Annotated in this window: 27 protein-coding genes; 16 read left to right on the forward strand and 11 right to left on the reverse strand. The window is 47.2% G+C overall.

What is annotated here, in order from left to right; translation table 11 throughout:
- Positions 1-84: 84 nt before the first annotated feature.
- The 3 genes from Q5691_RS11390 to Q5691_RS11400 all read right to left on the reverse strand — a co-directional run bounded on the left by Q5691_RS11390 (position 85) and on the right by Q5691_RS11400 (position 4,379).
- A complete protein-coding gene (locus Q5691_RS11390; protein ID WP_333213667.1) occupies positions 85-1,554 on the reverse strand; it encodes a GTP-binding protein in 1,470 nt (489 codons plus the stop codon).
- A 179-nt stretch (positions 1,555-1,733) separates the two neighbouring features.
- Positions 1,734-2,156 carry a hypothetical protein gene (locus Q5691_RS11395; RefSeq protein ID WP_333213669.1) on the reverse strand — a complete coding sequence of 141 codons (423 nt, stop codon included), beginning with the start codon at positions 2,154-2,156 and terminating at the stop codon, positions 1,734-1,736.
- Between the two features lie 114 nt (positions 2,157-2,270).
- Positions 2,271-4,379 carry a hypothetical protein gene (locus tag Q5691_RS11400; protein WP_333213671.1) on the reverse strand — a complete coding sequence of 703 codons (2,109 nt, stop codon included), beginning with the start codon at positions 4,377-4,379 and terminating at the stop codon, positions 2,271-2,273.
- Between the two features lie 215 nt (positions 4,380-4,594).
- Here Q5691_RS11400 and Q5691_RS11405 point away from each other — a divergent pair, with 215 nt between their 5' ends.
- Entirely contained in the window at positions 4,595-5,428 is an 834-nt protein-coding gene (locus tag Q5691_RS11405; RefSeq protein ID WP_333344901.1) for a CPBP family intramembrane glutamic endopeptidase, read from the forward strand.
- A gap of 81 nt (positions 5,429-5,509) precedes the next feature.
- Entirely contained in the window at positions 5,510-5,884 is a 375-nt protein-coding gene (locus tag Q5691_RS11410) for an S-layer protein (protein ID WP_333344903.1), read from the forward strand.
- Positions 5,885-5,965: 81 nt separating this feature from the next.
- Here Q5691_RS11410 and Q5691_RS11415 read toward each other — a convergent pair whose 3' ends face one another.
- The 4 genes from Q5691_RS11415 to psbH all read right to left on the reverse strand — a co-directional run bounded on the left by Q5691_RS11415 (position 5,966) and on the right by psbH (position 7,507).
- Positions 5,966-6,232 carry a DUF3146 family protein gene (locus Q5691_RS11415; protein WP_332958583.1) on the reverse strand — a complete coding sequence of 89 codons (267 nt, stop codon included), beginning with the start codon at positions 6,230-6,232 and terminating at the stop codon, positions 5,966-5,968.
- Positions 6,229-6,891, reverse strand: a complete 663-nt coding sequence (gene pth / locus Q5691_RS11420) for an aminoacyl-tRNA hydrolase (protein ID WP_333342112.1) — start codon at positions 6,889-6,891, stop codon at positions 6,229-6,231. The genes Q5691_RS11415 and pth overlap by 4 nt, the downstream gene beginning before the upstream one ends.
- Positions 6,892-7,152, reverse strand: coding sequence for a TatA/E family twin arginine-targeting protein translocase (locus Q5691_RS11425; RefSeq protein WP_006633691.1), 261 nt, complete (start codon positions 7,150-7,152; stop codon positions 6,892-6,894).
- A 151-nt stretch (positions 7,153-7,303) separates the two neighbouring features.
- Positions 7,304-7,507 (reverse strand): photosystem II reaction center phosphoprotein PsbH, encoded by a 204-nt coding sequence (gene psbH / locus Q5691_RS11430; protein WP_015176007.1) that lies wholly within the window; start codon positions 7,505-7,507, stop codon positions 7,304-7,306.
- A gap of 212 nt (positions 7,508-7,719) precedes the next feature.
- On the opposite strand from psbH, the gene psbN reads away from it, so the two are divergent.
- The 9 genes from psbN to Q5691_RS11475 all read left to right on the forward strand — a co-directional run bounded on the left by psbN (position 7,720) and on the right by Q5691_RS11475 (position 14,643).
- Positions 7,720-7,851, forward strand: a complete 132-nt coding sequence (gene psbN, locus Q5691_RS11435; RefSeq protein ID WP_190742515.1) for a photosystem II reaction center protein PsbN — start codon at positions 7,720-7,722, stop codon at positions 7,849-7,851.
- The gene (locus Q5691_RS11440) at positions 7,832-7,993 is read left to right on the forward strand and encodes a hypothetical protein (protein WP_333344905.1); all 162 of its coding nucleotides are present in this window, start codon (positions 7,832-7,834) and stop codon (positions 7,991-7,993) included. The genes psbN and Q5691_RS11440 overlap by 20 nt, the downstream gene beginning before the upstream one ends.
- Positions 7,994-8,133: 140 nt before the next feature.
- Entirely contained in the window at positions 8,134-9,234 is a 1,101-nt protein-coding gene (aroC, locus tag Q5691_RS11445) for a chorismate synthase (RefSeq protein ID WP_333063247.1), read from the forward strand.
- Between the two features lies 1 nt (position 9,235).
- A complete protein-coding gene (locus Q5691_RS11450) occupies positions 9,236-10,147 on the forward strand; it encodes an MBL fold metallo-hydrolase (RefSeq protein WP_333213683.1) in 912 nt (303 codons plus the stop codon).
- Positions 10,148-10,781: 634 nt separating this feature from the next.
- Positions 10,782-11,705 carry a hypothetical protein gene (locus Q5691_RS11455; RefSeq protein WP_333213685.1) on the forward strand — a complete coding sequence of 308 codons (924 nt, stop codon included), beginning with the start codon at positions 10,782-10,784 and terminating at the stop codon, positions 11,703-11,705.
- Between the two features lie 133 nt (positions 11,706-11,838).
- Positions 11,839-12,096 (forward strand): hypothetical protein, encoded by a 258-nt coding sequence (locus Q5691_RS11460; protein WP_333344908.1) that lies wholly within the window; start codon positions 11,839-11,841, stop codon positions 12,094-12,096.
- A gap of 454 nt (positions 12,097-12,550) precedes the next feature.
- A complete protein-coding gene (locus Q5691_RS11465) occupies positions 12,551-13,183 on the forward strand; it encodes a class II aldolase/adducin family protein (protein ID WP_333213689.1) in 633 nt (210 codons plus the stop codon).
- Between the two features lie 262 nt (positions 13,184-13,445).
- Positions 13,446-14,000 (forward strand): Npun_F5560 family protein, encoded by a 555-nt coding sequence (locus tag Q5691_RS11470; protein ID WP_190742499.1) that lies wholly within the window; start codon positions 13,446-13,448, stop codon positions 13,998-14,000.
- Positions 13,993-14,643, forward strand: a complete 651-nt coding sequence (locus Q5691_RS11475) for a hypothetical protein (protein WP_333344911.1) — start codon at positions 13,993-13,995, stop codon at positions 14,641-14,643. Before Q5691_RS11470 ends, Q5691_RS11475 begins: the two co-directional genes overlap by 8 nt.
- A gap of 44 nt (positions 14,644-14,687) precedes the next feature.
- Here the strand turns inward: Q5691_RS11475 and Q5691_RS11480 are convergent, their stop codons facing one another.
- A complete protein-coding gene (locus tag Q5691_RS11480; RefSeq protein WP_333054586.1) occupies positions 14,688-15,032 on the reverse strand; it encodes an STAS domain-containing protein in 345 nt (114 codons plus the stop codon).
- Positions 15,033-15,381: 349 nt separating this feature from the next.
- Between Q5691_RS11480 and Q5691_RS11485 the strand changes: the two genes are divergently transcribed.
- Together Q5691_RS11485 and Q5691_RS11490 are read left to right on the forward strand one after the other, a co-directional pair.
- On the forward strand, positions 15,382-16,005 hold the full coding sequence (locus tag Q5691_RS11485) for a DedA family protein (RefSeq protein WP_333179291.1): 624 nt from the start codon (positions 15,382-15,384) through the stop codon (positions 16,003-16,005).
- A 298-nt stretch (positions 16,006-16,303) separates the two neighbouring features.
- Positions 16,304-16,489, forward strand: coding sequence for a Uma2 family endonuclease (locus Q5691_RS11490; RefSeq protein WP_333213693.1), 186 nt, complete (start codon positions 16,304-16,306; stop codon positions 16,487-16,489).
- An 885-nt stretch (positions 16,490-17,374) separates the two neighbouring features.
- Here the strand turns inward: Q5691_RS11490 and purM are convergent.
- The gene (gene purM, locus Q5691_RS11495) at positions 17,375-18,403 is read right to left on the reverse strand and encodes a phosphoribosylformylglycinamidine cyclo-ligase (RefSeq protein ID WP_333213695.1); all 1,029 of its coding nucleotides are present in this window, start codon (positions 18,401-18,403) and stop codon (positions 17,375-17,377) included.
- Between the two features lie 428 nt (positions 18,404-18,831).
- Between purM and Q5691_RS11500 the strand changes: the two genes are divergently transcribed.
- Together Q5691_RS11500 and Q5691_RS11505 are read left to right on the forward strand one after the other, a co-directional pair.
- Positions 18,832-19,974, forward strand: a complete 1,143-nt coding sequence (locus tag Q5691_RS11500; protein ID WP_333213697.1) for a septal ring lytic transglycosylase RlpA family protein — start codon at positions 18,832-18,834, stop codon at positions 19,972-19,974.
- A gap of 279 nt (positions 19,975-20,253) precedes the next feature.
- A complete protein-coding gene (locus tag Q5691_RS11505) occupies positions 20,254-21,870 on the forward strand; it encodes a bifunctional pantoate--beta-alanine ligase/(d)CMP kinase (RefSeq protein ID WP_333311489.1) in 1,617 nt (538 codons plus the stop codon).
- Here Q5691_RS11505 and Q5691_RS11510 read toward each other — a convergent pair.
- The gene (locus Q5691_RS11510) at positions 21,860-21,997 is read right to left on the reverse strand and encodes a hypothetical protein (protein WP_333213698.1); all 138 of its coding nucleotides are present in this window, start codon (positions 21,995-21,997) and stop codon (positions 21,860-21,862) included. The genes Q5691_RS11505 and Q5691_RS11510 overlap by 11 nt on opposite strands.
- 365 nt (positions 21,998-22,362) lie before the next feature.
- Here Q5691_RS11510 and Q5691_RS11515 point away from each other — a divergent pair, with 365 nt between their 5' ends.
- Entirely contained in the window at positions 22,363-23,298 is a 936-nt protein-coding gene (locus Q5691_RS11515; RefSeq protein WP_333213700.1) for a polysaccharide deacetylase family protein, read from the forward strand.
- A gap of 100 nt (positions 23,299-23,398) precedes the next feature.
- Here Q5691_RS11515 and Q5691_RS11520 read toward each other — a convergent pair whose 3' ends face one another.
- Complete coding sequence (locus Q5691_RS11520; RefSeq protein ID WP_333167512.1) at positions 23,399-23,542, reverse strand: hypothetical protein; 144 nt, start codon at positions 23,540-23,542, stop codon at positions 23,399-23,401.
- Positions 23,543-23,580 lie beyond the last annotated feature (38 nt).

Consider the following 23,580-nt stretch of genomic DNA (forward strand, 5'->3'; position numbering starts at 1 on the left):
AGGAATTGGGCATCGGGCATAGGGCATCAGCTATTGGCAATTTGTAATTCCTCCTAATGACTAATGACTAATGACTAACGACTACTAAGATTTCTGTTTTTCCACACTGCCCAAATCCAACTTAGCCCGCAACTCCTCCTTAATCCGATTTAAAATAGAATCCTCATCCAAAGAAGACAAAATCTTGCTCACCACAGCCTTTGGCCCATCATCTCCCCAAGAAGCACCATTAGCCAAATAAGCCTTAGTAACTTGACCGATTCCGTAGGAAGAAACCCCCGCGATCGCAGCTTGCGTTACCGCCACAGACAAATAAGGCCCTAAAGCCAAACCCCCCGTCGCCGGCGTCGCCAAACCCAACAAGCCTTTCAAAGAACTCAAACCAAAATTAGCCAACAATTCACCCGCAGTAATTCCCCCCATACTAATCGCAATCTTTTGCAGCAATTCCACCGCGCCCGCTTCCGTCATCGCAATGCCGTAAACTTTAGATAAAGTTAAGATCATCACCACATCAATTACCGCACCGCTAAGAATATCAACTACAGTAATTGGATTAAGTGCGATCGCCACCGCTTTAGTCATTACCCCGTTCCAGATAATTCGATTAGCCGCGTCATCTCGAATCTCCATTTTTCGCTGCACCAACTGCTCGTTAATATCCCCCGCACACAGCATCGTATTCAGCGCCACCAAAGACTTGCCTTCTCGGTCTAAAATCTCCAAAATCTTTAATTTTAAATCTTGCACTTGTGGCAAACTGCGAGTCATTTGCACACCCATACTGCCGTCGGGACGGCGCACCGCCCTCGCTGTCAAAGGCGAAGCCGCCGCCATCACAATTTCATCGGGAGACAACAATTCTCTGACGCGATCGTCTCGAATTTTATGATAAATTGCCAGCCTGTCTGCATCAGGATACTGGTCAATTTTATTAAACACTAATAACATCGGTTTTCCCGCTTCTCGCAACTGCGAAAGTGCTGCGTATTCCACCTTCGTAATGTCGCCAGCAACCACAAACAAAATCAAATCTGCTTGTTGAGCAACGCGGCGGGCTAAAAGTTCGCGAGTTTCTCCGTCAACTTCATCTATTCCCGGAGTATCGACTAATTCAACTTGCGACAAACGGTAAATAACTGGCGAAAGTCGTAGCGTAGGGGGGCGTAAGCCATCGGGCAAATTCTCATCAATTCCCTCTCCGACATCCCACTGGCCGATAGTCGTCGTGCGAGTCACCCCGTGAGTCGGGCCAGTTTCAAACACATTTTGACCTAGCAGCGCGTTCAAAACCGAAGATTTTCCCCTTCCCACCATCCCAAACACAGCTATTTGCACGCAAGCGCGCTCTAGCTTGTCGAGCATTTTCTCTAACCCACCAATTTCCGGTTCTAGTCCAGTTCGCTCTTGAACAGTCAAGTCGAGATTTTCTACTATATCTCGCAGAGCATCTTTAGCGTGGCGCAGGTTGAGTTCTGCCTGAATGTCTGCGAAGCTTAAAATTGTGTCATCTAATTCTCGATCGACATTTGAAAAATCGGAGGCTTCAGTCATTGTCACCTGGCTTTTTAACTTATTTTACCTAAAGTTGCAACAGATACAATGCTATTGTACCTGTTTCTGTCTGCTGTGTACAGCCCGCACCAGTTCGCAGCGCCCAAAAATCTGCTTTGCACAATTAGGAAATAACCGCAAGATTTCAATGTTTAATCTCCCGTGGAATCGGCGAGTTGCTAAAGCATCGGCATCTCTTCCTTGGATACTCGCAACTCCATTTTTCCGCCCACGATCCAGACATCAACAAAAGGAGTCTCTTGCACCCGAATTTCCTTTGTCTGCGTCTGGCCACCCTCCACAGCTACCTTCAACTTAACTGTGGATTCCTCAACAGGAACTTCCACCGCATCCGCGAAGGAAATCGTCAAATCCGTAGTCACGCCAGACTTGCGATAGACTTCCTGTTCATTCACTTCTACAGTCACGGTGTTATTGCTGAAACCGTCGCGAAGTTTGATAAATAAACGCATAGTGGTACTCACTTGGTAATGGTAAGGGGTCAAAAAATCTGCCTGGGGGCGATCGGGTACGCAGGTAGACCCGATCGCCAAAAGTGCCAACAGAATTATCAGGTGTCGAACCAACAACAGACTTATCATTAATGCTGTGAAGTTGTTGCTAGCAGTGTTTTGTACAAACTAACAAAAATTGCTTTACTCATTTAGTTTAAAATAAAGTAAAGCAATCTTCAGGGTAATTCACCAATTCACTTTTTACTTCTTGGCTGCCGCTCGCAATGTCTTGACTTCCATTGCTGAGATTTTGCTAAAAGTTTTGCTAACAGCATCCTCATCGCCGGTTTTAGCCTGAACCTCAGCTAAACAGGAAAGGGACATCTGTGCCGAAACAGGGTCGAGAATATTGGAATCGGCGACTGCTGTCAGCAACTTGGCGCTTTCATCCAACTCCGCAGGGCGTACAATCACCCGGGTTTCACGATCGTCGGTAATCGTTTTAAAGTCACGGCTAGCGTTGATACCCTTCACCATCCGAACATAGTTTGCCATCGCGTGTTTCGGATATTTTGCTAGAACTTCCTCAAAAGCATCGTTACCGCTTCGCAAAGACTCATCATCCGAACCCAGCAAATAGAACAAAGAACCCTGTTCGTCGCCGATAAACAGAGCGGCCAGTTCTTCCTCAATTGGCGTCACAGGATAGCGAACGCGAATAGTGATGATATCCGAGAATACCTCTGAACCGTCCAAAGCCCCATAGACCGCCCGTACCCGGTAATTTCCGGGTTGATCGAAATAAAATCCGTCTTTGCCATAGCCGATATATGCGCTTTCTGGAATTACATCATCGCGCGCGATCGTGCTTTCTCGCTGACCGACTAAATGATCGATTAGCGGTTCATAAACCACAACTGCGCCGCTAGGCTTGCGAATCACGATTTTGACCAAGCCGCAATTCGGATGCAGCCAAGTATGCACCCGGCGCCCGCCTGCAGCCGTCGTTCCCAGCATTAATTCCAGTACCACAGGCTCACCGAGGGCGAAGCTCTTTTGGTTGGTTGAGATCCTGAAAGTCAGTCCCGACTCATCGCGAATCGGATCTGCCATCACTTCCTGCCCCAGACCAGAGCCGATCGCAAAGTCGTTTCCACCCACAATAATATTGTTGCGGAACGCATGGCGGAGATGGATGACCTCCTCATTGTCGAACTGAAACGCAAACTGGCTCCAGTAGGTAGCCTCGCCACCCGGTGCTGGGTAATTAAAGGGATAGTTCATCCAAGACAACGACAGCGGGCGATTCGTACCGGGGGGCGTCGCCAAGGACTTTTGCCACGAGTGCAGCAAGTTAAAACTATGCCCCAGCTCGTGAACATAAGTGTAGAGCTGCAATCGCAGCTTTTCGGCAGTTTCTCCGCCTATACCTTGATGAAAAACGGCGCAGCCTTGCCGCTGCTTCCCTTGCTGGTCAAACATGATGCCGTAGAGCCCTGGGCCCAGGTCGTGAAGTTGAGCAACTACCTGCCAAACAGCCCACTGCGGCAAATCCTGCCACAAGGTGAAATGTTTCTGCATCGAAGCGTGCAATTCTGCGTTGCTCCATTTAGCCCCAGCACCAGCTTCATCGATATTGATGACGTTGTTTCCTGCTGTTGCGATCATCTCGATCCCAGCTTCTGCATAGGAACTGACGACGCTGAGGTTGCGCGCTGGCCCCCCCGACGGCAGCGAACCCGTGTTGTAGCTGCTGAATATGGGAGTGACAACATCGGAAACCTGGTCTGTTTCTAGTCGCAGACTGCGGAAATAGACAGACTCGAAGACACAAGTGTAAGTTGCTCCGGCGACTCCGCCCTTTGTGAAAAATTCCACCGTTGCTGGCGCCTGCGGCTGGAAGATGAACTTGCGCTGGATTGTCACCTGTATTACGGGAGCTCCGGCGGCAAAGGTAAAGCTTCCGAGGCCCTTGATGACGACTTGAGAAGCTGTTACCGTTATCGTCGGCGCATCGACGATAAAGGAGCCAAAATAGGTGGTAGTACCGCCGCTAATTTGGAAGAAGTCGCCGCTTAACCGCTTCATTGGTCGAGTGCGGTCAACGTCAACCCGGAGTTCGAGTTGAAAGCTGCCTAATGTACCGCGGTAGCGCCCACTGACCGGCCGTTTGGCGATCACAATTGCGGTCGGTGCGATCGGTAGCGGTGGGATGCTAGGTATTGGTGCGGTTTCGTCCTCGATTGGATGTGTTGGATCGCTAATTCCAGCCTCTATTGCTGCGATCGCAGCTATGTCATCGACTGACATTTCTCCAAACGAAAAATCACTACTGGTTAAATCGATACTTGTAGGATCTTGCTGAGACATTTTTATTTATCCTTTCATATTCTGATACTCCATATATAAGTGGCAGTATTGGAGAGTTTACAGTCGCTTTTTGGAGTGACACTTATTTGTGCTACACCATTTGAGTGTCACTCATTTAAGCGACAGTGTTGTTGACTGTTTCACTCATGCGTCCGACCCGTGCTATGTTTATTCTTACTAAAAATTAAAATTTCTCAGCAAGTAAATTGTAACCAATGATTAACCGCCTCCAAATAATAGCCAGTTATCCATTTCCTTTACGTGTGATAATTTTCCTATTAATCTTGCTAGCAATTTGGCTGCCGCTAGCAGCACCAATTTATCTCTTAGTTAAAGATAGTAACCTAGCAACTATTCTGACAATGGGATTGTTGTTTACCGAGTTTCTGTTCCTAGTGCCGCGCTGGGGAAAACAGGTTTACGGACAAACCCAATTACTCAAAAGTTACGGTTTAATCAATACGCGAAAAAACGGTTTTGAGCTTTTAATCGGATTGGCGATCGGGCTTTTGCTCACTTTCAGCTTATTTGCGGTGCAAGGGCTGTTCGGCTTAGTCGCGTGGCAAAATTCTGATAATTTGCCGAGAATCATCGCCGAAGGGCTGTTAAGCGCCCTTGGAGTCGGTTTTGCGGAAGAGTTGGTATTCCGTGGTTGGTTGCTGGACGAGTTGCAGCGGGATTACAATTATAAAATATCTCTGTGGGCAAATAGCCTGGTGTTTGCCCTATCTCATTTTATCAAGCCTGTGGTAGCAATGCTGCGGAGTTGGCCGCAGTTTCCGGGGTTGTTGTTGCTGGGTTTGATTTTGGTTTGGGGAAAAAGAGCGCGCCAAAATCGCCTCGGTTTGTCGATCGGGCTTCATGCAGGTTTAGTCTGGGGATATTACATGATTAACATCGGGCAGTTAGTGCGATATTCCGCATCTGTTCCCGACTGGGTGACAGGAGTTAACGGCAATCCGCTAGCTGGGGCGATCGGGCTGTTGTTTTTGAGTGTCTTGGCCTTGGGAATGCGAAAAATGTCTGAACATTCCAAAGGTTTTGAGTAAGGACGAAGATTCCTTATTTGCCACAACTTTGAGGACTAAATTCCTCACTACCACCCAACTTATTGAGAAATTTATAAACTTATGAAACTCAGCATCTTTGGCACTGCTACACTGTTAATGTATACAGGTTTGTTAGCTCCGGCAAACGCACAAAATACCGCACAAGTCAAGCCAAATAATTCTTTAGTTCAAGTGCAGCCAACGCGAGAACAAGTTCTCGATGCTTGCATCCAGAATCAGGTTGAAACCCTGCCAAATCCTTTTACCGATGTACCTTCCAATCACTGGGCTTACAAAGCTGTTTTGACAATGTATTATTGCGGGGCTTACCGAGAAGGGACGCCACCTGCTTTAATTAAAGAATCACTGGAATCGGGACCTCCTACTAGAGAAAGTTTGCCTTCCCGATCGCCATTTCCCAATTTCCCATTACAGCCTTTTCCCGTGATTAATTAAAGAATTACTGGAATCGGGATATCTTACGAGAGGAAGTTTTTATTCCCGATTGCCTTTTGCACATTTCCCATTACTAAGATTTTAAAACTCAGCCCGAACCGTAAACGAATAATCCCCGCCCGGTTCAAGCTGATAATCCCATTTTTCCAGAAAGCGGTGCAGCGGTTCCTGAATCAATGCCCTACCCTGAGAAGGCTCAAGAATCAGTGTTTTTTCTGACGTGAAACGCCACTGAAACTGCCACTCAAAATTGCCGGCAGTCACTTCACCCTCAATCGTGCCTTTTTGCCAAGATTGACCAGTAACCCGGACATATGCAGTTGTTTCAGGCAAACGTCTCGAACTCACCTTTTTGTTTCCGCGTTTGTTTCTGCAATTGTGCGACTATTGTAAAGGCTCATGGCTTTTTCTACTCCTTGGTGCAGACTCAGTTCCACAGCTTCTACAACCAGTTTAAGCACTTTCTCTACTAACTGACTTTCCTCTGAGGAAAATTTTCCTAAAACGAAGGAAATGGTATCTTTCTCATTTTTAGCAGCATCGTTTTGAGGTTTGCCGATGCCAATCCGCAAGCGGGGAAATTTGTCTGTGCCCAAATGAGAAATTGTCGATTTCATGCCGTTGTGTCCGCCGGCCGAACCGGCAAGCCGCATTCTCAATTTCCCGATCGGCAAATCCATATCATCGTATACTATTAATACCGACTCCGCAGGTATTTTGTACCAATCCGTCGCCGCCCGAATCGCTTGACCCGACAGATTCATGTAAGTTAGCGGTTTCAGCAAGCGGATTTTCTGTCCCCGCAGCCGGTTTCCCTCGCCAAATATGCCTTGAAATTTGCGATTTTCCGACAGCGAAATCTGCCAAGATTTAGCCAAGGCATCGACAGCATTAAAGCCTATGTTGTGTCGGGTGCGATCGTATTTAGGTTCTGGATTTCCCAACCCAACTATTAGCTGGGGAATCACTAACTCCGCTGGTGTTTCCGACTTCTGAGTGTTGTTCATTTAACTATCTGTGCTATCTTCCTTGGGAGTCGCCGCCGTGAGTTTTTCAGTTTCCGGTTTGCTGCTAGTTGCTACTGCTTCTTCTAACTGCTTAGCTTCCCGCGTGAACTCCGACTCAAAATCCCGCGAAGCATCTTGAAATCCCCGAATTGCTTTCCCCATACTCCGGCCGATTTCAGGTAATTTTTTCGGGCCAAATACCAATAGGGCGATCGTAAAAATAACTGCCATTTCGGGCAAACCAATGCCAAAAATATTCATGATTTTTCTCCAGCAATTTGTTTAGTTACTTCTTGTTTATTTATGGCAAAAGTAATCGGAAAGGGTAAGGAAAAACGGGAAAACTTAGCTTTTACCCTTTCTCCTCAACCCTAAGCTTTTACTTTTAGCCTTACTGTTTTGTGATCAATTTTTAGCGGCCTAGGCTCGACCAATCCATATCCACACTCTCCAGAATCAGAGAAGAGTTGTAGATTTGCAAAATAATCAACAAGAACACGAAAAACAGTCCAATGAACACGCTCATCAATAGCGTGGTTCCCCAGCCGGGGGCTACCTTGCCGTATTCCGAGTTAAGGGGTTTGAGTATATCTCCTAACCAAGTCCGTTGTGCCATAAGTCACCTGCAATGAATCTCTACAGAAAAGTTTGACATATTTCTACCGCTAATTGCGATCGCAATTTCTCAGAAATGCTGCAGGGGGACTCGGAAAACGGGGAGAGGGGGTTGACTGCCATACCGTACAGCGCCTAAAATCACTAGACTTTCAGACGGATTGTTATTTTTTGTAATATTATAGAGTGGAGCACTCATAATCGATCAAAAATATGGAACCCGCAGCAGTTCTCGGCATTTCTCTCGGTGTGTGTCTGGTGGCCATCACCGGTTTCTCGATCTACACGGCTTTCGGCCCTCCCGCGAAGGAATTGAGAGATCCTTTTGAAGAACACGAAGACTAAAGAAGAAGGAAGTTCGGCAACGGATTTTGTAACGGATGTAACGGATGTCAGGAAGAAGGAAGAAGGAAGAAGGAATAGAAAGAAACTATGCCCCATGCCCCATGCCCAATTCCCCATTCCCCTCTCCCTCTCTCCCTGGTAGATATTCTTCTAGGGGTGGGAAGGGAGTGATGCTGTGAGGCGATCACCTGTCGCCTACTCGTCAATGGTATATTTTTCATAAATACAGTAAATCTCTATTCCATTTAAGCTAAAAATTATCAAGTTTCAGGGCAAAGCATAATGGGCAATACCTTTGGGCATTTATTTCGGATTTCGACATTTGGGGAATCTCACGGCGGCGGTGTGGGAGTAGTAATTGACGGTTGCCCGCCCCTGGTGTCGATCAACGCATCGGAAATTCAAGCCGAACTCGATCGCCGCCGCCCTGGCCAAAGCAAAATTACTACGCCCCGCAAAGAAGCAGATACCTGCGAAATTCTGTCGGGGGTGTTTGAAGGCAAAACTTTGGGAACGCCGATCGCAATTTTAGTCCGCAATCAAGACACTCGCCCCCAAGATTACGGCGAAATGGCGACAACTTACCGCCCTTCTCACGCTGACGCTACCTACGATGCCAAGTACGGAATTCGTAACTGGCAAGGCGGAGGTCGATCGTCCGCGAGGGAGACAATAGGTAGAGTAGCAGCAGGGGCGATCGCAAAAAAAATTCTCAAACAAGCAGCAGGAGTCGAAATAGTCGGCTACGTCAAACGCATCAAAGACTTAGAATGTGTCGCCGACCCGGACACTGTTACCTTAGAACAAGTAGAAAGCAACATCGTCCGCTGTCCAGATGCCGAATGTGCCGAAAGAATGATTGAACTGATCGAAAAAGTTCGCGACAGTGGAGATTCGATCGGCGGTGTAGTCGAATGCGTCGCCCGCAACGTACCCAAAGGGCTGGGAATGCCCGTATTCGACAAACTCGAAGCCGACTTGGCCAAAGCCATCATGTCCTTGCCCGCCAGCAAAGGCTTTGAAATTGGTTCCGGGTTTGCCGGGACTCTGCTTAAGGGCAGCGAACATAATGATGAATACTATACTGATGATAAGGGTGTAATTCGTACAGTGACGAATCGCTCTGGCGGAATTCAGGGTGGGATTGCTAACGGCGAAAATATCATTTTGCGGGCGGCATTCAAGCCAACTGCAACAATTCGCCAGCAGCAGCGCACCGTTACCCGAGAAGGCGAAGAAACGCTGCTGGCTGCCAAGGGACGGCACGACCCTTGCGTTTTGCCAAGAGCTGTGCCAATGGTGGAAGCGATGGTAGCTTTAGTGTTGTGCGATCATCTGCTGCGCCATCACGGACAATGTGGAACCTTAAAGCCTGAATTTTAAAATGGAAATCAGCTTGTCCTCTGTAGCGGCAACTCCCGTTGATTGCCCTCAACCCTCCGAATCAATAAAAGGTATAGATGATTTTGTAGTACAGTTCTGGGGCGTGCGGGGCAGTGTTCCGACACCCGGACAGGAAACTGTTCGCTACGGCGGCAATACTTCTTGTTTGGAAATGCGAGTCGCTGGCAAACGCTTGATTTTTGACGGCGGAACAGGCTTGCGGATGCTGGGAGACCAGTTGGTGCAAGAAATGCCCGTGCAAGCTTATATGTTTTTTACTCACTATCACTGGGATCACATTCAGGGTTTCCCGCTGTTCGCCCCAGCTTTCATCCGTGGCAATAGCTTTGATATTTACGGCGCGACTCCGCCGGATGGAGATTGCATGAAAAGGCACTTTGTCGAACGGGTACTGCACTCGAATTCGCCGGTGCCGCTGATGGGTTTGCAGGCAGATTTGAATTTCTACGAACTCAATCACAACCAGACGATGATGCTGGATGATATTGAGATTAGGACGGGTTCTCTGAATCACCCGAATACTGCTATGGGATATCGGGTGACTTGGCAGGGACGATCTGTTGTTTATTGTTCGGATACTGAACATTTTCCCGATCGGCTAGATGAGAATGTCTACAATTTAGCCCTCGACGCTGATGTGCTGATTTACGATGCGATGTACACAGACGAGGAATATCACAACCCCAAGTCTCCGAAGGTGGGTTGGGGACACTCGACTTGGCAGGAAGCGGTGAGAATGGCTAAGGAGGCGCGGGTGAAACGAGTGGTGATTTTTCATCATGATCCGGCTCACACAGACGATTTTCTCGATCGCATCGCCGAAGATGTGCAAATCGCTTTTCCGAAGGCTGTCATGGCCCGCGAGGGTCTTATTTTGCCCATCGGCTTGTGAACATTCGCCTAGGCGAGCTCGATCGAACCATCAACTGATCGAACCATAATTGTTATGTGAATATGTGGATCTGGTCTCGCGCCCAGAGCCACAATTTTTTTTAATATGCAGCAAACTCTTAACTGCATGGTATAATTCTTGCTTGTTAAGTTTTTAGGCAGATTATTTAAGGTTTTTTTTATTCTTCAACCGCGTCCGCAAGACGCCAAGACGTAAGATAATTGGAGGATTGCCAAGGGTGAAAAGGTGACACTTTTGAATGTCAACAAACACGGGGAGGCGAGGATCTCGCACGCCTGAGTGCTAGTCTGATGCCAGTAGACTTCCAGAAGCCTTGTTACAGATTAATTATTAAGGACAAAAACTGAAGTTATAGCTCGGATCAAATAAAAGCGCGATCGGTTTTTTGGGTTCATGAATATTGACAACTCTCAAAAGCTAAGAGCTTTTAGGTACAAACTGAGAAAATTTTCAGCAGTCAATTTGACTAACCAGAAAGAAACGATCGCTCTTGGGTTTGGCAGTAGCTGCGGCAAGCGAATGTTATGACTTGACTATCAAAATGGGAAATTTACGTTTTAGATCTTCAGCACATCAATACAGATGGATTGCGTTAGGCAGTTTTGCTGTAATTATGGGTATTTCAGGCGCCCTGGCCTACCGCCTCGCCCCGCCCCCCGGATTCATGGCTCAAGGCACTCTCACTTCTAATAATCCGCCAGTCAAATTTTCGACCACGGGCACAACAATTCTCAAGCAGGGAGAGCAACTCACCCCGGAGGTTCTCCTAGCAGATAATGTTGTCAAAGCAGTGGCAGATGCAGTTAAGCTGTCGCCCCAGCAAGTTCGACAAAATGCGAGTGTCAAAATTTCTAAGCCGGAACAACCCCTAGAAATTGTGGTTGGGTATCGCTCGCTCGATCAAGATCAAGCAATCCAAACGGCGGATATGTTGATGAAGGGCATGGTTGAAAAAAGCCGCCTGATTAACAGATATCGGTGGCAATCAGTCAATCAGTCGCTAAACCAACGCTTGGCACAAGTCACTCAAGACCTGAAACAAGCTCAGCAAAAACTCGACCAATACGAAAGAGAACGCGCTCGGCTGTTGCAGCAAATGAAGCTTCAGCAAGACTTTTACAACAAAACTCAGCTTGCAATGGCGGATACGCAAGCTTCGGAAAAAGAAATGGTCAGCAGTTTGGCCGCCGCTACAGTGCCGCAAATTGTGGCGACGCCCACGAGTGATCCGACAGTGCCTCTAATTTTGGGAATTGGCTTGCTGTTGGCGATTTTGGTCAGCCGGGGTTTGATTCCTTCGGTGGCGGATTGGAAGTACAAAGCAGCTTTTCAACGAGAAGAGAGCGAAAGGCTCCAAAGTGCTTTGTACCGACTGATTAAAGAAGGCCGCGGCGAAATAACTCTGGTGCGGTTTGCGATGGAAACGCGGCTGTCGCCGGATGTGGCTCAGCGTTTTTTGAACCAACAGGCTGAAGTCTTTAATGCCAATTGCGAAATTAAAGACGACGGCAGCATCTTGTATCACTTCCACATTTAAAGGGCTGGGGGCGAGCGCGCTTCACAGAAAAATTTAGCCGATCAAGTCATCACTGCTCGATCGGCTTGTTTTTTTCTTAATAGGACTTATATCAGGCTCGGTCATCAACTATCCCCCTTTCGGTAGGCGCGGGTTGACGGGATCTATAACTTATACTACTACTACAACTTATACTACTACAGATTTTGGTAAACCCGCCGACGCGATCTGGCGTGGCGGTGATTTTACTCGATATGATATTACCTTACCCTCAACCCGGTTTCTTAGCTTGTATGATGCCCCGGAGCTAAAAATTGCTCGATCGACCGAGGTGTGGACTAACGTAGAACACCCGAAGATTGGGCCAGTTCGTCCCAGCCTGGCTAAAAAATATTTTTTGTGTTCCGCTTGATTCTTCCTTAAATATAGATATAATCGTAAAAAATAAGTAAATGTACGGTTGCTTTTTACAGGAGTTACCGGATCAAGGGTACTTGCTCCTTAAATATTTATTAAGGTAGAGCTCAACTCAGTAGAAATGCTGTAGTATAGAACAATAAGCGATTCAAGGATGTTATGTAGTTTCACATCAGAAACTCGATCGGGAAAAAGCCTGGGATCAAACTCCCCAACTGAGAGCTTACATTTTCATATTGAACTTTTGTAATCACCTAGAGGCTAAATCATGATTTTAGGAATAATTGGTTCTTCTTTCCTAGCTTACTTTTTGCTAATGTCGGTCGCTAATTACGGCGACACTGGAATGTAAATTAGTTAAGGAACTTATGCACCGAGACATAAGGCAGCAGGCAAAAAAAGCTGTTTGACAACTTCTTGAGAACTTCGATTAAGTCTCAGCTTGGGCTATGTCTGTCGTGTCAGCTCGGACAAAAAAATGGATGGATGAAGGAGTCGTTAAGTACCGCTGTGACTGGGAAGAAGCAGACCCTGTAGCTGCTCGGAACATAGCAGATTTGATGGACTGGCGCGATCGGCTCCACGCTTGGGGATTAATTGGCGTCTACGAAAATGGCATAGGGTTTGGCAACGTCAGTGTCAGACTCGGCAATTCCGGCCAATTCGTGATTTCGGGAACCCAGACTGCACACTTGAGGACTCTGGGACCTGAATTCTACTGTACTGTTACCGAATTTAACTTAGAAAAAAATTACCTCGGCTGCCGGGGCCCCGTACAAGCTTCGTCGGAGTCCCTGACTCACGGGGCCCTGTACGTTCAGAGAGAGGAGGTGGGCGGAATAATTCACGTCCATAATCCTAAGCTATGGCAGCAACTGCTGTTTAAGATTCCTACTACTAGAAAAGAAATACCTTACGGCACTCCCCAGATGGCCTTAGAAATGTTTAGACTTTTTGAGGAGGAGAACTTGGCAGAGTGCAAAATTCTGGCGATGGCCGGTCACGAGGACGGCATTATCTGTTTTGGCAGCACCGTGGACGAAGCTGGCAAAGTGCTTTCGGCTGTGATTGGTTACACATGAGAGCTTGCACTATTATCAGAAAAAGCTAAGAAACCGGGTTTATGGATAAATAACCTAGGATTCTACGTCTTTCTATGGCAAGAAACTAAGGTGATGACGTGGATGCCTGATTTGAGTTAGACTGAGTTTTACCCTTGACCTCGGGCCGCTGGCTCGATTTAGCCTAATGGGTTCAAAACTTTTGAAGTGCCTCTTGCCTCTGCGGTAAGGGAAAGATATTTTTAAAGAGAAACAGATTATATAACAAAAGCTGAGAGTCATCGTGAATCAAACTAAACTTGTAAGCTCAAAAGAATTGCAATCAGAGGTATCTCGTCTCACCGAAGAGCTGCAAATGCGCGACCAATTGGTGCAGCAGTTATCTCAAGAACTTTTCAGGCTGGTGAAGGGCAATTCTAGTTTTGTGCCTGCGCCGGAAGTTTCCGATCGCCACCAAGCTCAAATGCAGGCAATGCGGGAACAACTCCAAGCTGTTGAAGAACAGGTGGGTTTTTATCAAGAACAAATCGCTGAGCGGGATGCTGAGGTTTACCAACTGCGGCAGTCGGTGCAAGAATTGACCGATCGCTCTCGGATGCTGGAACAGGTGGTTCAGGAATTGCCAGGGGTTTACCGCCAAAAGTTTGCCGAGCGCATCGAGCCAATTAAGGAAAAGTTGGATCAATTGCAAAAGGAAAACCGCCAGTTGCACACTGAGTTGCAAAGCGTAACTTACCGTCTCGCTGTGCGGAGCCGCAAGGCTAAGGGCCTGGATCTGCCGAGCGTCGATGCTGAGGACGATCGGGGAATTCAAATGCCGAGCTTTGGCAATGTCTAAGGTTTTGATTGTGGCGGGTGGTGAGAAAGATTCGGCCGCAAGTCTCAAGGCGGCGATCGCTCAATCTGATCCTTTAACTGAAGTCAATATTTGTGGGGTTTCTGAACTCAATTCGGGCGCGATCGCTCCGGGTGGGGCGATCGTTTGTCCTTTGACGCTGGATGTACCAGAAAATCTGGTTTTTCCGGCTCAAGATGTGTTTCGATTTTGTGCCAATGTTTCGGGGGCGCGCGATCGAGTGTCCCAGGAGTTGCTTTTTCCCGTCGGCGGTGGCAATTTTTGGCTGCCTGTGGTGTTGACTGCAAAGGGCCCACTGTATGCTGAGGTGATCGGTGGCGAACCTGACAAGCAGTCTGGCGAGATGAGTTACTCTCAACCGGTGCATTTGTCGGATGTTTGGCGACAGCAGTTGTATGAGTTGGCTTACCGCTTGCTTAATCTTTTAAATGCGCCGCCGGCGACTTATTTGATGCAGTTCGGGTTTGTGGAGGAAAGGATTTGTTTCGATCGACTTTGCCCTTTTCCGGCTGCACCTGCGATCGCTTCTGTCGGCGTTCAAGTGCCGGATTTATTTCTTTGTCATTGGTATTGCTTGACAAATAAACCTATTTATGATATTCAAATTAGCTTTGCGGTTGCTTGAAGTCTTTTGGAAACTTGAGATTTGAACTGGGCAGCTAATTTTAATCAAGCAACTAAAGCCGGAGTTTCAGTGGAGATAACTTGCTCGAAACTGTCGAAGATTTCAAAGAGTTGGTCGAGTTGAGTAATTTCAAAAATTAGCTTGACTGTGGCTGAGAGGTTGCAGATGACGAGGCGGCATCCCCGGTGGCGGGCGGCGTTGAGTCCCCCGACTAAGGCGCAGATCCCGGAACTGTCGATGAAATCTACGGCGGCCATGTCTATTACCCAGAGTTTGTGGCGATCGGGCACAATCTCGGCTAGCTGTTGCTGGAGGAGGCTGCCGGCTTGGGAGTCGAGGCAGTTGTGAGGTTGAAGGACAATGGGTGGGTTGAAGTTGGGAGATTCCATAGCAGTTATCCTACGAGCGTAAAGTATAAATAAGTTAGTTTAGTTGCTGACTCTCTTGAGAGACTCAGGGGATTTCAGCGTATGTTTTAGGATGCGTGATCGCGCTTCTGGGAATTGGTGGGGAGAGCCGTTGTGATAAATTTAGTAGGAAAACTGGCTAGCGATCGCGCGGAACGCAACCGCAACAATTCTCTATTCCTCTAGTATGCCTGAAAGGCTAATTTTTAGTTAGACCAGCGATCGCGACAACAGTGTGTTCTTCATCACAGCGAAAGATTGCACTATTGCCTGAATCGAGCCAATATATAAATGTATTGAGCTTTGCAAAAGTTTACGAAGGCAGTATCGAATGTCTTTTGAGTTTTTATCGTTAGAGACTATTCAGCAGTTTGCGCGCGATTACGGCTACTGGGCAGTATTTCTGGGAATTTTGCTGGAAAATCTGGGAGTTCCTCTTCCAGGCGAGACAATTACGATTGCTGGCGGGTTTTTAGCTGGCAGCGGTGAACTGAATTACTGGTTTGTGCTCGGCAGTGCGATCGCGGGTGCTACATTGGGGGGAAATTTTGGTTATGCGATCGGCAGGTACGGCGGCTGGCCACTGCTGCTGAAGCTGGGACAATTTTTCCGCTTCCGAGAAGAACAACTGTTTGACCTAAAAGAACAGTTTAGCAAAAATGCAGCTAAAGCCGTATTTTTGGGCCGTTTCATCGCATTGCTGCGAATTTTTGCTAGCCCCCTAGCGGGTATCGCAGAAATGCCTTTTTGGAAATTTTCGCTGTTCAATGTTCTGGGTGCTGCAAGCTGGGCATCTGTAATGGTAAGTTTATCCTACTTCTTGGGACAAGTTGTGTCTTTAGAGAAATTGGTAGCTTGGGCTGCTCAATTTGCGGTATTTGCTTTGCTGTTAGCAGTTGCTTGGATTGCAATTCCTATTTGGTTGGAATCGCGGAGTTTGGACAAGACTAAGTAAGATTAGTGGTTAGACTTTTTGCAAGAGTTCTGGATTTTCTGTTTTTAACCGCAGATCAACGCAAATGAACGCAGATATTATCTATTTTTGCAAAAAGTCTAATGATTGGCGATCGCCTATTAATAAGTCAGGACTTCTGTCCTCAAAATCATCCAATTTGTAGCGATAACTTATGCCCGTAAAACAATCAATTTGGTAGTGAGTAATTCTGTCCTTAATAGCGAAACTATTACTCAATAATGGGTAAATTCCTTACTCCAAACCTGTTTTATTGGTAATTAAAATAACATCATATAAAGTGGAAGTCTTATCTCCCACTACTGAGGCGTTTCACAGAGGAGATAAATTTGCGGATTATCGATCGCTCTCAACTATACAAGAATATGTATTCATCAGTCACCCAATGATAAATGTGGATTGCTACCGTCGTGATGTGACCGAACGTTGGGTTTTTTCTTCCTGCGGCGAGGGGAAATGTGTATAGTTGGCTAGTATGAATTTTCACTGTCCAATCTCTGTTTAGTATGAGGAGGTTCCTGGATTGAATGAAATAGGATTTCAAAAACTCGATCGCTATAATTATAAATCACAGAATGCTGCAAACAAGGGAGGAGAAGAAGTGCGATCGCAATAATCAGCGTGTTCGCTGAAAGGCGATGTAATAAATATTACAGCTCTTCAATTACTTTAAACAGTCCATTAGCAATATATTCAGGACTTACGTAATCAAGGGTTTGAGATTGCTTCACTAGGTTCTCTTCGGACATAAAATAGTAGTAAGTGTCTAGATTCTATGGATATCCCTGAATACACCAATGAAACACATTATTTACGATATAGCCAAAAAAAATACCAATTTTTGATTGATTATTTCGGTTATTTAGCAATAACAAAATCATATTTTTTTCCTCTATTATCTCCTTTTTTTATTTTAATGCTTATTGCAGTTGCTATATTTGTTTGGGATTCCGATACTTTTGAACGGCTAGTTTTGCACTCATTGACGGAAATAATCTGGAATTAAGCTGTCGAGCATTTAAATTACATATTGTCTGTTCCCTGTTTCCCGTTTCCTGTTCCCTTTCACCAAATCCTCACACCCTATTTAAAAGCACAACCGCTTATACCGTACTTAAAGGCACAAGAGCTTATTTCAATTTCAGTTAAAATTAAAGCAACGAGTCATCAGTTGTGAAGTTCTTTTTCTATTTTTTCCTCTGTGTCCTCTGCGTCCTCTGCGGTTACTTTCAAAAGTATAAATTTAACCGCAGATTATACACAGATGAATGCAGCTTGAGAGTGTCTGTTAACGCATAAAACAAAGCGAAGCAATCTTCACCCCATGCGATTGCTTTCTACTAATTACCAATTAACCGTTATCCATGATCAATTCTCCGTTCCCCTCAATCACTTCCCCGATCGCCCAAGCACCAATTCCCTGAGATTCAAACCATTTAACAGCCTGTTCTACTTCCCTGGAATCAAGCAACAGCACAAAGCCAATCCCCATATTAAAAGTATTGAACATATCGGCTGTGGCAACTTGGCCCGCTTCAGCAATCCACTGGAAAATTGGCAAATTTGGCCAGCTATTGCTGTCAATTTTCACAGATTGATTAACTCCCAAACAGCGGGGAAAATTTTCCGGCAAACCGCCGCCCGTAATGTGAGCCATGCCGTGAATTTCTAGACCGCTCTTAATTGCTTCGAGAACTGGTTTAACATAAATTGTAGTCGGAGTCAGCAGCACTTCTCCTAAAGTTTTGCCACCTAACTTTTCGGGTTGGGAATTCCAATCAAAACCTAAATCGCCCGCAATTTTTCTCACCAAACTAAAACCGTTGCTGTGCACGCCCGAACTGGCCAGCCCCACAGCCACATCTCCCACCTGCACCCGCGAACCGTCCAACAATTTGCTCTTTTCGACAATTCCCACACAAAACCCCGCCAAATCGTACTCACCCGCTTGGTAAAAACCGGGCATTTCTGCCGTTTCCCCTCCGAGTAAAGCACAGCCCGCTTGCTTGCAACCGTCAGCAATCCCGGCCACCACCGCAGCTAATTGTTCGGGATTTAACTTTCCCGTGGCTAAATAATCGAGAAAAAAGAGGGGTTCGGCCCCGGATGTCAGCACGTCGTTGACGCACATCGCCACCAAGTCGATACCTACCGTGTCGTGCCGATCGAGATTGTGGGCCAATTTCAACTTAGTCCCAACGCCGTCAGTACCCGAAACCATAATCGGCTCTTTTAAACCCTCCGGAACGCTGAAAAACCCGCTAAACCCGCCGAATCCGCCCAAAACTCCCGATCGGTGCGTGCTCTTAACCATACTCCCGATGCGCGAGACAAAAGCTCTGCCCGCCTCAACATCCACACCTGCTTCTCGATAATCCATAAGTCCGCCAAATCGATTTCTTCTAATTTTTAGTTTATTCCCATAACAGTTGACAAACAGCTTTTTTAAGACTAGCCATTCCGCAGCCCACAAAATACACTAAAGTTTTGTAAATTTTTGTAAATTTTTCCGTAATGGCTGAAACGGCTGTAACCGCTGGCACTAAAGGATTTTATGATAGAGAGTTTTGAGAAAATTTGATGAAGATTTGGTGAAAATCGCGATCCCAGCGATCCCCAAGCACAAAAGTTTGTGGTAGTCTGTTGCAGTTCGTGAACAAAACACAAATTGCGAATCGAGTATGAGTTGTCAAGTGTCAGGGAAGTTTCCGCCAATTTTTTTTGGGTAGGAGCATTAAAGCAAAAACGCACCCGGATACTTTGCTTTGACTCACGGGGGAATGGCGAAGGGCAAGAGAGAAATCCTTGATGCCCGCCGCCAAATGGCCAATCCTCCAATCTCGGTTGGCAATGGCTATTCACAAAAATGGACGTATGAAGGAAAAATTTGTTGGTGGTCTACTCGCTGTCCTGTTAGTTCCTATGGTAGGAACGGCATCCTCTTGTCACGCACAAGCAACAGGTGCCGACAACCAAAACTCTCAGGTTTCCGAGCAAGTAATTGCCACCCAAGCGTCCCGGCAGTTAAACGCTACTCGGGTCGAAGCGCAAAAAGTCGGACAGTATCAGTATCAAGCAAGAGCTGAAATTGCCCGAGACTCGATCGCCAAAATTCAGCCCCACGACTTAGGCGGGCGACAAGCAGCGACAGTCTACGTGCGAAACATTCCAGTCATCACCTTTCTGAACGCGAATCCGGAAAAAAACACGCCTTTGGGAGAAACTGGCAACAGCCAAGCCGGTGCTAGCAGTCCGTCAAAAGTAGCGGGCGCAAAAGACAATCCCAAAGTCGGAAACATTGCCAGCAACTCTAGCAACCAAGAACCCGATCCAGTTTGGCGGGCATCAAGCTTAGCAGCAAGACTCAATCAGCTAGCCCGCAACAACATCGATCCCAATAGCATTACCGTGAAGTGGGAAAAAGGCGATCGCTACATTATCCAGGCAAACGGCGAGGACTTGGTAAACATCAACGCCGAAACAATCCTCCCCGACACCACCAGCAACTTTAGCCGAGACGCCCTGCAAGCAACCAATCGCCTCCGCCGGCTTCTGGGCAACGCCCCACCCCTCGAAGAAGTCGCAGGCAAACCCCAACCAGAACCCCCCGTGCTGTCTCTGGGCCCAGTTCAAGTGCGCCTCAGCGGCTGGGCTTCCTGGTACGGCCCGGGATTTGATGGCAACCTCAGCGCCAGCGGCGAGCGTTTCAACCAAAATGATTTGACCGCAGCCCACCCAAATTTGCCTTTTGGAACGAGAGTCATGGTGAGAAATCTCGACAACGGCCGCACCGTAGTCGTCCGCATTAATGACCGCGGCCCCTATGTGGGCGATCGGCTCATTGACTTGTCCGCCGGCGCCGCCAACGTGCTAGGAATGATCAGCAGTGGCGTAGCCAGAGTGGAAATCGAAGTGATCGAACCGCCGCAGCAAACAACTGTTGGACGCTGAACGGTAGTCTAAGGCCGAATACAAAAGTTATCCGAAGTGTAGAAGGCAGAAAGTAGAATAAAACTGACATCTTGCACCATTCTCAATTACTTGTTTAGGAACAGGCAAGATGCCTGTTCTTGAGAATGGTGCAAGATGTGAGATAAAACTGACATCTTGCACTATTCTTTGTGGAACAGGCATCTTGCCTGTTCTTGAGGATGATGCAAGATGTCAAGTCGAACAAATTCCGACAAACAAATTCTGCCTTCTGCCGAATGCCTTCAGGAGATTCTACCGGTGCGCCTGTTTACTACCATTGCAGCACTTCGCTGCTACTTAAATTCACAAAAATCTACTGCACCTCATTTGACAGTCGGTTTGGTGCCGACGATGGGAGCTTTGCACGCAGGGCATCTCAGCTTGATCCAGCGGGCAAAGCAAGAAAATGCGATCGCCCTGGTCAGCATTTTTGTCAACCCGCTGCAATTTGGGCCGACAGAGGATTTTCAAGATTATCCTCGGAATATCGAGCAAGACCGGCTGTTGTGCGAACAAGTTGGGGTTGATGCCATATTTGCTCCCTCAGCAAAGGAAATGTTCGGCAACCAAGCGCTCGATTCCTTACGGGATAGCTTCGCCGCGCGTACAGAAACAGAGCAAACCGCCCAAAAACAGATAGAGATTCACCTTTCATCCTTAACTCAAGTAGTGCCGCCACCGGCGATGACATCGGTTTTGTGCGGCAAAGCAAGGCCAGGTCATTTTCAGGGCGTCGCGGCAATTGTTACTAAACTTTTGAGTTTGGTGCAGCCGACAAAAGCTTATTTCGGTCAAAAAGACGCCCAGCAGCTAGCAATTATTCGGAAGCTGGTCTTGGATTTTAACTTGCCTGTAGAGATCGTCGCTTGTCCGATCGTCCGCGAAGAGTCGGGACTGGCAATGAGTTCTCGCAATCAGTATTTAACAGCAGAGCAAAAACAGCAAGCCTCCGTACTCTACCGCGCGCTGCAACAAGCCTCGAAAACTTTTTCTTCAGGCGACCGCACCGCAGCAGCCGCACTCGCTGCAGCCCACGCAGCATTCCTAGAAGAACCCGCAGTAAAGCTCGAATACGCCGAACTCCTCCATCCCGACACTTTGACGCCCTTGCAGGTTGTGGAAACAGCGGGACTTTTAGCCGTGGCCGCCAGAGTTGGCTCTACTCGTTTGATTGACAATATAATTCTCAGGAATCGCCGGCCCATTGTGGCGATCGACGGCCCGGCGGGAGCTGGCAAATCTACCGTAACTCGCCTTGCAGCAACAGCTTTGAACTTGTTTTATCTGGATACCGGCGCGATGTATCGGGCGCTGACTTGGCTGGCATTGAAAACAGAAACACCGATTTCCGACGAATGCGCGATCGCCGAATTAATCAGTTCCAGTTATTTGGAATACAACCTCGATCCCGCATCAAAGATGTTGAAGATTAATGGTGAAGACGTAACCGAGGCAATTCGCAGTTTGGAAGTGACATCCCGCGTCTCGGAAATGGCGGCAATTCCCGCCGTGCGACAGTTTCTGCTGGAGGAACAGCGGCGGTGCGGCACAAAAGGCGGGATTATAGCAGAAGGCCGCGATATCGGCACTAACGTGTTTCCTGATGCAGAACTGAAGATTTTTTTGACGGCTTCAGTACAAGAGCGATCGCGCAGGCGGCTGTTAGAACTTAAAGATAGCGATCGGGCTAATACTAGCTTGGCGCAATTGGAACAAGACATCGCCCTGCGGGACGAAAAAGACAGCACCCGCGAGGTTGCACCTTTGCGTAAAGCGGCTGATGCTGTGGAAATTCAAACAGACAATCTGACTGTTGCCGAAGTTATCGATCAGATTGTCGGCTTGTACAACGAGAGAATCGGCCTTAAAAGTTAATTTTACGACGCTGGGGGCGCGCGATCGCCCTCATATCAAATGCGGTTAACCTCACATCTTGCACTATTCTCAAGAACAGGCAAGATGCCTGTTCCACAAAGACTAGATTTTCTTGTGGAACAGGCATCTTGCCTGTTCCTAAAAAGCTTATTGACAATAGTGCAACATCTGACGTTAAACCAACTTGCAGTGTCAGGTAGGGACGTGGGGCGATGCGGGCTGACTCCCTCACAATATCGTGCCATGAATCCGATTTGAGCGCCGTCCCCCTGGCTGGGGAAAAACTTCAACCATCCCGCGTTTTCATGGGTTAGGGGATTTCTGGCGTACAAATCTTAATTTTTTTTTATCCGGATGGACTTCCCCACGATCGGTTATTTCCAGTAGCATTTTTACGGACTGTCCAATTTAAGATTATCCTCTTAAGTGGATTAACTTGATATCAACATAAAATCTCAAATTAACTGTATAACGTGTGAAGGAGAGAATAACGTGACAAAATTGAAACTGCTGTGGAGGCGGCGAAAAACTTTAATCATTGCTTTTATGGCAGCAACAGGAAGTTTTCTGCTGGGTGTGACATGGCCCATTAACTTGCGGGCCAGTCAGCCATTGCAACCGATTCAGGCGCAAGTCTTGGCCGTATCCCAGTCGCAAGAACAACCGCCGATGTCCAATATTAATAAGTTCTCCGAGGCGATCGCCCATCGAGTTGACTTTTCCCAAAATGCTCTAACCCAATTGCAGGCAATCCGATTTCAATCAGCCGTACCGTCGCAGTTTCAAGGTACAACCATTCGTCACGCGAAACTCGACTCCCAGCACAAGGCGATCGCCCTGACATTTGACGACGGCCCCTGGCCAAAAACAACTACACAAATCCTAGATATTCTCAAGGAAAATAATATTAAGGCTACATTCTTCTGGGTAGGAAAATACCTGCAAAATTCTCCCGAAATTGGCAAACAGGTCGCAGAAGCCGGTCACGCGATCGGCAATCACAGTTGGAGCCATGAATACCTTCAGTATAACGAAGACGGTGCTGCTCGCGAGATCGATCGCACTTCATCCTTAATTGAGGACTTGACCGGCATCCAAACATCGATGTTCCGGCCGCCCGGAGGCATTTTAAACAATGGATTGACAGCTTACGCTCAAAAGAAAAATTATGCAGTTGTGATTTGGTCTGCTGATTCTTTTGATTGGCGCACTCTTACGGAGTCTTTAATCGAGAACGTGATGAGGCAGGCAAATTCCGGCGGTATTGTGCTGATGCACGACGGTGGCGGCAATCGAGCAAGAACTGTCAAAGCTTTGCCGGATATTATTGCTCGATTGAGAAAGGAAGGGTACAGTTTCGTAACAGTTCCCGAGTTATTGCAGATGCAAGAACAAGAGTCTAAACAGCAGACAACAGCACAAAAATAAAAATTTGAAAAAGTGGGAGATTACACCATTTTTCCATTTTTTTGTAAGGAGTTAGATGGATTTTTCATAACTATATCGCGCAGGTGAAGGTTAATCGCAGTTATAAAATTAATACAGAGACGGCTGTGGTCATCGCTACTCCCGCCATCGCGTACACCAAACCGCGCCGATATTCATGCCGGACGGTATGATCACGTTCGAGGGCAAGGTAATCTTCGGGGCTAAACCCAGACGGGATGGCCATAGCGTTAGAGGCAAAATCGATACCTTAACTGTAGCCAT

This window comes from Microcoleus sp. w1-18aA5, assembly GCF_036701705.1.
Taxonomy (GTDB): Bacteria; Cyanobacteriota; Cyanobacteriia; order Cyanobacteriales; family Microcoleaceae; genus Microcoleus.